The sequence below is a fragment of the Caulobacter sp. genome, from assembly GCF_049283275.1.
Lineage (GTDB): Bacteria > Pseudomonadota > Alphaproteobacteria > Caulobacterales > Caulobacteraceae > Caulobacter.
Map to the genome: position 1 here is coordinate 1 of NZ_JBAPVS010000091.1, position 2,666 is coordinate 2,666.

Annotated in this window: 3 protein-coding genes; 2 read left to right on the top strand and 1 reads right to left on the bottom strand. The window is 67.4% G+C overall.

Annotation, left to right across the window (positions count from 1 at the left end; all coding sequences use genetic code 11):
* The first annotated feature begins 269 nt into the window (after positions 1–269).
* Positions 270–512: a hypothetical protein gene (locus WAL33_RS04485; RefSeq protein ID WP_422178902.1), complete on the top strand. Its 243-nt coding sequence runs from the start codon at positions 270–272 to the stop codon at positions 510–512.
* Positions 513–669: 157 nt separating this feature from the next.
* On the opposite strand, the gene WAL33_RS04490 is transcribed toward WAL33_RS04485, so the two are convergent.
* On the bottom strand, positions 670–1,344 hold the full coding sequence (locus WAL33_RS04490) for an OmpA family protein (RefSeq protein WP_422178904.1): 675 nt from the start codon (positions 1,342–1,344) through the stop codon (positions 670–672).
* Between the two features lie 241 nt (positions 1,345–1,585).
* Between WAL33_RS04490 and WAL33_RS04495 the strand changes: the two genes are divergently transcribed.
* Positions 1,586–2,521 carry an isopenicillin N synthase family dioxygenase gene (locus tag WAL33_RS04495; protein WP_422178906.1) on the top strand — a complete coding sequence of 312 codons (936 nt, stop codon included), beginning with the start codon at positions 1,586–1,588 and terminating at the stop codon, positions 2,519–2,521.
* The last annotated feature ends 145 nt before the right edge of the window (positions 2,522–2,666 follow it).

Here is a 2,666-nt window from a genome sequence, read left to right on the forward strand (position 1 = left end):
TCTGTCGGAGTCGCTGACGGCCCCTTCCGGGCGACTTTGATCCTGCCCGTCCGAGGGGGAACGTCGATCGGGATGAAACAGGCCCTCAATCGCCGTCCCTCGAGACAAACGGTTTCGCGGAGCGGTCAGGTCTAGCCGAAACGCACACTCTAAACCCACGGTCATCCGGGCTTGGCCCGGCCGCTCCGCGCCTCCTCACCCACTCGTCGCGAAAGCCCGAGGTCGAAGAGCCGTGTCCGCTCACGACCTCTCCACGAACGGAGAACCCCTTGCCCAAGTCCAAACCGCCCCGTCGCCGCAAGATCCGCCGAGGCAACGACCTTCGCGTACTGATGATCGAAGGGACCCGAGCCGCCCTGGCCCTGAACGACGCGGTCCTGGCCAAGATCGACGAGCAACTTGGCAAAACGCCGAAGGGGCCGGCGAGGACCGCCCTGCTGAGGTGGCGCGCGGAGATGAAATCGCATCGGCCGGGCCTGCTGGAAAGCCGCGCCGACGCCATGAAGACTTAGGCTGGCCGGTGAACACTTGCCCCCACCTGACCGCTTCGCGGTCTGTCCGCCCCCACAGGGGGCGGAGGACGCGCGTTCCTCTTCCCCCTTTGGGGGAAGACGGCCGAAGGCCCGTAGGGGGCAAGTGGGTGAGCCACCGCCCCCTCCCTCGAACGCCCTACTGCGTCAGCGGCCGCAGGACGATCTCGACCCGGCGGTTCTGGGCGCGGCCTTCGGCGGTGTCGTTGGAGGCGATGGGCTGGCGCTCGCCTTGGCCGGCCACGAAGACCCGGTCGGGGATCACGCCGCCCGGACCGGTCAGATAGCCGGCCACCGAGCTGGCCCGGCGCTCCGACAGGGTCTGGTTGTAGTCGTCCGGACCGCTGCTGTCGGCGTGGCCGACCACGTCGATCGTGGTCTGCGGATAGGCGTTCAGGGTGCGGGCCACGTCGGCCAGAACCCGGGTGAACTGGGGCTGGACCTCGGACCGGTCGACCGCGAAGGTCACGTCGCTGGGCATGACCAGCACGATCTGGTCGCCGTTGCGGCGGATCATCACGCCCGAGCCTTCCAGGCTGCGACGGAAGTCGGCCTGCTGGCGGTCCATGTAGTTGCCGACGGCGCCGCCGGCCAGGGCGCCGATGCCAGCCCCGATCAGGGCGTTCTTGCGGCCCTGCTCGCCCTTGTTGGTGTTGGTCAGATAGCCCAGCACCGCGCCGACGCCCGCGCCGGTCAGGACCCCGGCGCCCGTGTTGTTGCGGACCGGCATGCCGGTATAGGGATCGGTGGTGGTGCAAGCGGCCAAGGCCAGGGCGCCCAACATGGCGACGCCGACGGCGGTTTTCTTGATCATGGTCGATTTTCCCTTTTGGACCCGTTCAGACTCTTGATCCCACGCTGTCGCGTGCGATCCTTGGCCGGCGGAACGCCCGGCCCATGGTCAAGTTCCAATACGGCCGATGACCCGGGGATGAACAGGGTTCCGCACCGCTCGCCAAACCGCCCCGGGGCCGCCTCTTGGCGCTTTGGTCCCCGGCGGTGTAGTAAGCCTGATCTTACTAACGTCCCATCCGGCTATATCGAGGCCCAAGTCCGTGTCCGCATCCGCCATCGAACCCGTCTCGTTCACCCTGTATTCGAAGGATTTCGACAGGTTCGCCCAGGCGCTGGGCGCGTCGTTCCAGCGCTACGGCTTCGCGGTGATCTCGGACCACGACATGGCCCAGGCCCGCATCGACGCGGCCATCGCCGACGCCAAGGCCTTCTTCGCCCTGCCGGAGGAGATCAAGAAACAGTACGCGCTCGGCAAGGGCGGGGCGCGCGGCTACATCCCGTTCGGCATCGAGACCGCCAAGGGCGCCGACCATTACGATCTGAAGGAATTCTGGCACGTGGGCCGCGACCTGCCGCCGGGCCATCCGTTCCGCGCCACCATGGCCGACAACGTCTGGCCGGCCGAGATTCCCAGCTTCCACCACAATGTCGGCTGGTTGTACGGCGCGCTCGACAGCCTGGGTGTGCGGGTGCTCAAGGCCATCGCCACCTATCTGGACCTGGGCCGCGACTTCTTCGATCCGACCGTCAAGGACGGCAACAGCATCCTGCGCCTGCTGCACTATCCGCCGATCCCCAAGGACGCCACCGGCGTGCGGGCCGGGGCCCACGGCGACATCAACACCATCACGCTGCTGATGGGCGCCGAAGAGGGCGGGCTGGAGCTGCTGGACAAGAACGGCGACTGGCTGCCGATCAACCCGCCGCCCGGCTGCGTGGTCTGCAACATCGGCGACATGCTGGAGCGCCTGACCAACCACGTCCTGCCCTCGACGATCCACCGGGTGGTCAATCCGCCGCCCGAGCGTCGCGGCGTGGCGCGCTATTCGACGCCGTTCTTCCTGCACTTCGCGTCGGACTATCTGATCAAGACGCTGCCCAGCTGCATCACCGAAGAGAACCCGGACCGCTATCCCGAGCCGATCACCGCCGACGCCTTCCTCCAGCAGCGTCTGCGCGAGATCAAGCTGGCCTAGCGTCGACATGCGCCGACCCCGCCCTGGACCTCCATCAGTCCCGGGACGAGCCAGCGGCGAGGCGCCGTCAGAAAGACGAAACCTCGCCAGCGGCGAGACGCCGTCAGAAGGAAAATAGAAATGGAGAAGGCCCGGAGCACCGCTC